We start from the raw sequence: 5,602 nt of genomic DNA, 5'->3' as shown, positions 1-5,602 counted from the left end.
GTGGGCAGTTCTGATGGCCACCAGCGGGAAGAAACACTGGCCGCCTATGGGCAGAACTCAATGGCCCTTGACAGACGTGCAACCGGGACATGGCTCCCCGGATCTCAGCGGGTCCCTGGAGCCGTTCTCAGACACGCCCTAGGCCATCTCCAGCGCCGAGGCCCGCCTCACATCCGAGGAGGTCCTCCACGCTCAGGTGACGCGGCTCAGACACGATGCAACAGTCGATCGAGGGCCTCTCGCCCAGCGGCCCGCTCACGGACGTCGTCGGAGTCCATGAGGTCCAGCGCCACGACTGTTTCAGTGCGAAGCAGGGCGGAGGGATCCACGGGGGCAGGTACGTGGCGGATCACCACTTCCCCCGCCGCCGAGGCGTCGAGGCGGAGCCGCGACTGGAGAGCCTCCAGGTCGCCGAGCAGATAGCCCTCCTCCCGCTGGTTCCCTTCGACAGCGGCGAGCCCGAAGCGGCGGGCGAGATCCGACTGATCCAGGGCGGACACCCCCGAGGGCACGAGAACGTCGGCGAGCTTGGCTCGGGCTCGAGGCGAGGCGTGGAACCGGTGGGGCCGGGCCCTGTTCTCAGCCAGTCGGTGCATCTCGGCAGCGGTGAGCGTTCGCAGCCGGGAGCGCAGACGGGAGATCCGCGGCTGGTCGAGGAAGGCCCGTCCGTTTCCTCCGGCAAGGAGGTCGACGGCGGCCCAGGCGGTCCGCGGAGCCCAGGTGCGGCCGATACCCGGCGCCCTGCGGGCACGACGGGCCAGGGCACGCTCATCGATGAACCAGGATTCTCCGAGGCGGCGGGCCGGCACATCACCGTCCTCGACGAGGCGCCGCACATAGCGGTCGGAGACCTTGAGGCGCTCGGCGGCCTCCCCCACCGTCAGAAGAGTCATGCAAGAAGAGTACCGGAGCCGGACCTGTTCATGCATGCCCGGGGAGCCCTGACTTTGAGACCCTGTCATGCCATGCACCGAGAGCGCGTGGCCCTCTCACCAGAGCCGTACTCCACCAGAGCGGAGACGGAAGGGCCATCGACAGCAGCGCCTGGAAGGGGGCAACACACCCTGGGGCGATCCCTTCGGCCTGGCGCTCCTTGATCCTTCGACGCTCGAACTCAGCGAATGCGGCCTTGATGCCGAGCATGAGTCCGGCTACGGGGGAAGTGCCGGGCCTGGGCACCGTGATCTCACTCGGTCGAGACCCGCACGGTGCATCCCTTGTCGGTGAGGTCGTCCACGCTCGCGTACAGATTCCGGGTGACCCGGCCGAGCCGGGCCACGACGTCGTCGACCGCTGGGGAATCGACCGCCGACGCACTCTCGTCGTCTAGCGCCCGGCCAGAGACGTGGCCCAGGCCCTGCCCACGACGATCGAGCGCCTAGAGTGATCCACATCACTCTCGCCGTGGCCTCTCACCCTGAACAGGAGCCTCATGTCCGCCACGTCCACACGTCCGCCCACGCCCAGGCCCCCGGGCCGTACCGCCCGCGAGGGCACGTTCTTCAGCCGCGCCATGCGCCCGCTGAACACGACGATGGAGCGGTTCATCCCGTCCTCGCTCGTGTTCACCATCGTGCTCACGTTCGCGGTGGCGGCCCTGTGCCTGCTGCTCACTCCGGCCGGGCCGGCCGACGTCGTCGTGGGCTGGGGTGACGGCCTGTCCGGGCTGCTGGCGTTCATCACGCAGATGGCGCTCGTGCTCATGCTCGGCCACATCCTGGCGAACACCGGCCCGGTGCGCCGCCTGCTCGCCCGGCTGGCCAGCATTCCCCGCACGCCCCTGGCCGCCTACATCTTCGTGTTCGTGGTGGCGGCGGCGGCCTCCCTCATCACGTGGGGCCTGGGCCTGGTGGTCGGTGCGCTGCTGGCCAAGGAGGTCGCGGCGCAGGCTCGTGAGCGCGGGCTGGTCCTGCACTTCCCGATGCTGGTGGCCGCCGGGTTCTCCGGGTTCGTGGTGTGGCACATGGGGTACTCGGGCTCCGGCCCGCTGACGGCCGCCACCCCCGGTTCATTCCTCACGGAGAGCCTGGGCGGCCGGACGGTCCCGGTCTCGGAGACCACCTTCTCCTGGTGGAACATCACCGCCGCCGTGGTGACCGTGCTCGTCGTGGCCCTGGCCCTGTTCCTCGTCGCCCCGCGCGCCGGGGACCGGATCGTGGAGCTGGAGATCGACGCGCGGGACCAGGACGCGGTGTCCGCACCGGAGATCGAGACGCCGGCGGACCGTCTCGACGCCTCCCGTGTCCCCACGCTCCTCGTCGGCGCCATGCTCGTGATCTATCTGGTGATGCACTTCGTCGGCGGCGGCACCCTCACCCTGGACATCGTCAACTGGTCCTTCCTCGCGCTGATCCTGCTGCTGGTGCGCAGCCCGCACGAGCTGATCGGCCTCACCCAGTCGGCCGCGTCCAACGTGGGCGAGATCCTGCTGCAGTTCCCCCTCTACGCGGGCATCCTCGGCATGATGACGACCACCGGCCTGGTGGCGGTGCTCTCGGACGCCTTCGTGGCGATCTCGAACCCGGTGACGTTCGGCCTGCTGGCGTTCCTGGCCGCGGGCCTCGTGAACTTCTTCGTCCCCTCCGGCGGCGGACAGTTCGCCGTGCAGGGCCCGATCATGCTCCAGGCCGGCGACGCGCTCGGCGTGGACCCGGCCATCACCATCATGGCCGTCTCCTACGGCGACCAGTGGACCAACATGATCCAGCCGTTCTGGGCGATCCCCCTTCTGGCGATCGCCGGCCTGAAGATGCGCGACATCCTGGGGTACACCACGGTCGTGCTGCTCGCGTCGGGGCTCGTCTTCGGCGGCACACTCCTGCTCGTCTCGCTCTGAGCCGGCCGGCCGATGCGGGCCGGGTCCGGACAGACGAAGGACCCCGGGATCACCGGGGCCCTTCGCCTGTCATCACTCGCACCTTCATCACTCGCACCTCGATGAAGTGGTTCCACCGTACGAACCGAGCATGGGCGCAGCCGTCACGCAGCCTGGCAGTTGCCTGGCAATGGCCGCCTCAGCCCAGGGCACCGCCGGACTCGGCCAGGTAGCACGTGCCGCACAGAGACTCGTAAGTCACCTGAACACCGTCGATCGCCACCTGGTCCCCCTCGAACACGAAGTGCTCGGCGCCCGTGGTCGGGTCCACGACCTTGCGCGTGTTGAACACCGCCTTCCGGCCGCACCGGCAGATGGTCTTCAGCTCCTCGAGGGAGTGCGCCAGCTCCAGCAGCCGCGCGGAGCCAGGGAAGGAGCGGGTGCGGAAGTCGGTGCGCAGCCCGTAGGCGATCACGGGGACGCCGTCGAGCACGGCGATGCGCAGCAGGTCGTCCACCTGCGCCGGCTCGAGGAACTGTGCCTCGTCCACGAGCAGACACGCCACGGGCGGAGCCTCCACGTGCCCCACGAGGGCGTCCGGGTCGTCACCGGTGGCGTGCCGGCGGAACAGCTCCCGCACGTCCGCTCCCGCCGGGACGAGGAAGTCCACGGCGCGGGTCACACCGAGGCGGGACACGACGTCGCCCTCCCCCTTCACGTCCACCTCCGGCTTGGCCAGCAGCACCCGCTGGCCGCGCTCCTCGTAGTTGAAGGCGGCCTGCAGCAGGCCCGTGGACTTGCCGGAGTTCATGGCCCCGTAGCGGAAGTAGAGCTTGGCCACGGCTCCGCTCAGCCCTGGGCGCGGCCCTGGTCGGCCTCGATCTGCTCTGCGGCCGTGGGGTCCGAGTCCCGCAGGAAGGTGCGGATGCGCTCGACCTCCTCGGACTCCCCGATCCCGGCGGCCGCGCGGCCCAGCGCGTACAGGGCGCGCAGGAAGCCGCGGTTGGGCTCGTGGGCGTACGGCACCGGGCCGGCGCCGCGCCACCCCGCCCGGCGCAGCGCGTCCAGACCCCGGTGGTAGCCGACGCGGGCGTACGCATAGGAGTCCACGGTCCGGCCCTCGGCCCACGCGTCCTCCGCCATGAGCGCCCACACCAGGGAGGACTCGGGCGCCACCGGCACGATGTCCTCGGGCAGGTCACCTGCCTCGAGCCGGGCCAGCACCTCCGGCTCCTCCGGCAGGCGCGTGGCCGGCGGCTCCATCAGGTTCTTGCCGATCAGGGACTCGGACATGGGATGCCTCTTCTCCTCGCGGACGATGCGGTCGCGGCCGAGTCTATCGACGGCGCCGGACGCCGGACGGATCGCCGTCCCCGCGTCCAGGACGGTCCGGTACCGTAGGCGCAGCGTCCGTCCGCAGCCCCACGCTCCCGGGGCCGGGCCGCCGATGCCGTCGAAGGAGCCTCCATGACCCACCCCGCGCCCGCCCGCCGCCGTGCCCCGCTGGCCGTCGGCGTCGCCGCCCTCGCCCTCGCCCTGGCCGGCTGCGGCTCGGCCGGCCAGTCCGGTGAGCCCGCCTCGTCGACCGCCGCGGCGCCCAGCGGATCGGCGGCCTCGGCCGCGGCCGGCTCGGCCACGGAGAGCCCCACCGACCCCGCGTCCGCCGCGGCGTCCCGCGTCCGTGAGGCCCTCGCGTCGGAGTCCGCCGAGGGCACCCCGCGCGCCGAGCCGCGTCAGGCGTTCGAGACCGTCGGCCCGGGCATCAAGGACGGCGCCGCCACCGAGGCCTGGAAGAACACGGCGGCGGTCCGCAACGACACCGTCTCCGTGATGGACTGCACGCGCGACGTCCTGGACCAGCGCACCCTGGACGCCGTCGCCACGCACATCCCGGACAGCTCGAACATCGAGATCGTGCAGCTGTTCGCCTCGCAGGACGAGACCCACGAGTTCCTCACCTGTGTCTACAACGGCTACTTCGAGTACAGCCCCGGCATGCCCCTGGCGCAGGTCCACTACCAGCACAACCTCGACGGCTCCCGCCTGGAGTGGTGCCAGGAGGAGCCCGCCGCCGTGGCGGACGAGTACACGTTCGACCCGAAGACCGGCAAGGGGCTGCTCGCCCTGCTCCGTCCGGGCATGGTCGGCGGCCAGGACGGCGCCCCCCTGCTGCCCCAGCGCACCGCGTGGGCCTGCTCCGAGGACGGCAGCGAGATGGTCTCCGTGACCATGGGCTCCATGGAGGGCTTCGGGGACGCCAACGGCGGCCTCACCCAGGTGAAGAACTCGCCGGTCGCGCAGAGCACCACCCTCGTCACCGAGACCCGCGACCACCTCGCGGACACCGTGCTGAAGGACGCCGGTGAGTTCCAGGAGGTCATCAAGCTCAGCTCGCCGTTCTTCCTGAACGCGCAGATGGACGAGGAGACCCTGGCCCAGGCCCGGGAGATCCCCACCGGCCGCGTGCCCGACGAGCTGCTGAACAACCAGTCCACGATCGACCGCCCCGAGGGCGCCCCCGGCCCCGTGGCCCCGGGCCAGCCGCCGCGGCCGTTCCAGGGTGCCGCGCGGGAGGCCGCCGAATCCCAGCGGGCCGCGGAGGCGTCCGCCTCGGCGTCGGCCAGCCCGTCACCGACGAAGTCGGCCTCGGCCTCGGCCTCGCCGTCCCCCTCCACGTCCGGGGACTGACGTCCCGGCACGGCGGCGGGGGGGGTGCCCCCGGGGGGGGCGGCCCGCCGGGCGTGGGGCCCGGGGCCGCGGGCGCCCCCCCGCGGGGCGCCCTCCGCG

General features: G+C 71.7%; 5 protein-coding genes and 1 pseudogene. 2 read left to right on the top strand and 4 right to left on the bottom strand.

Going from position 1 to position 5,602, the window contains the following annotated elements:
- Positions 1-206: 206 nt before the first annotated feature.
- Together KVS67_RS11075 and KVS67_RS14125 are read right to left on the bottom strand one after the other, a co-directional pair.
- Positions 207-893 carry a helix-turn-helix domain-containing protein gene (locus KVS67_RS11075; RefSeq protein ID WP_254629341.1) on the bottom strand — a complete coding sequence of 229 codons (687 nt, stop codon included), beginning with the start codon at positions 891-893 and terminating at the stop codon, positions 207-209.
- 175 nt (positions 894-1,068) lie between these two features.
- Positions 1,069-1,161: pseudogene (locus KVS67_RS14125) on the bottom strand (recombinase family protein); the annotation flags it as partial.
- A gap of 352 nt (positions 1,162-1,513) precedes the next feature.
- Between KVS67_RS14125 and KVS67_RS11070 the strand changes: the two are divergent.
- Complete coding sequence (locus KVS67_RS11070; protein WP_165381387.1) at positions 1,514-2,836, top strand: short-chain fatty acid transporter; 1,323 nt, start codon at positions 1,514-1,516, stop codon at positions 2,834-2,836.
- 178 nt (positions 2,837-3,014) lie between these two features.
- Here KVS67_RS11070 and KVS67_RS11065 read toward each other — a convergent pair whose 3' ends face one another.
- Both KVS67_RS11065 and KVS67_RS11060 read right to left on the bottom strand, forming a co-directional pair.
- Complete coding sequence (locus tag KVS67_RS11065; protein ID WP_087115174.1) at positions 3,015-3,656, bottom strand: thymidine kinase; 642 nt, start codon at positions 3,654-3,656, stop codon at positions 3,015-3,017.
- An 8-nt stretch (positions 3,657-3,664) separates the two neighbouring features.
- Entirely contained in the window at positions 3,665-4,108 is a 444-nt protein-coding gene (locus KVS67_RS11060; RefSeq protein ID WP_095695231.1) for a DUF3151 domain-containing protein, read from the bottom strand.
- A 174-nt stretch (positions 4,109-4,282) separates the two neighbouring features.
- On the opposite strand from KVS67_RS11060, the gene KVS67_RS11055 reads away from it, so the two are divergent.
- A complete protein-coding gene (locus tag KVS67_RS11055; protein WP_141843450.1) occupies positions 4,283-5,503 on the top strand; it encodes a hypothetical protein in 1,221 nt (406 codons plus the stop codon).
- Positions 5,504-5,602: the final 99 nt, after the last annotated feature.

This window comes from Micrococcus sp. GbtcB5, from assembly GCF_019091605.1.
GTDB lineage: Bacteria > Actinomycetota > Actinomycetes > Actinomycetales > Micrococcaceae > Micrococcus > Micrococcus luteus.
The sequence above is the reverse complement of the archived record's forward strand: the minus strand, read 5'-3'. Positions and strand labels throughout refer to the sequence as shown.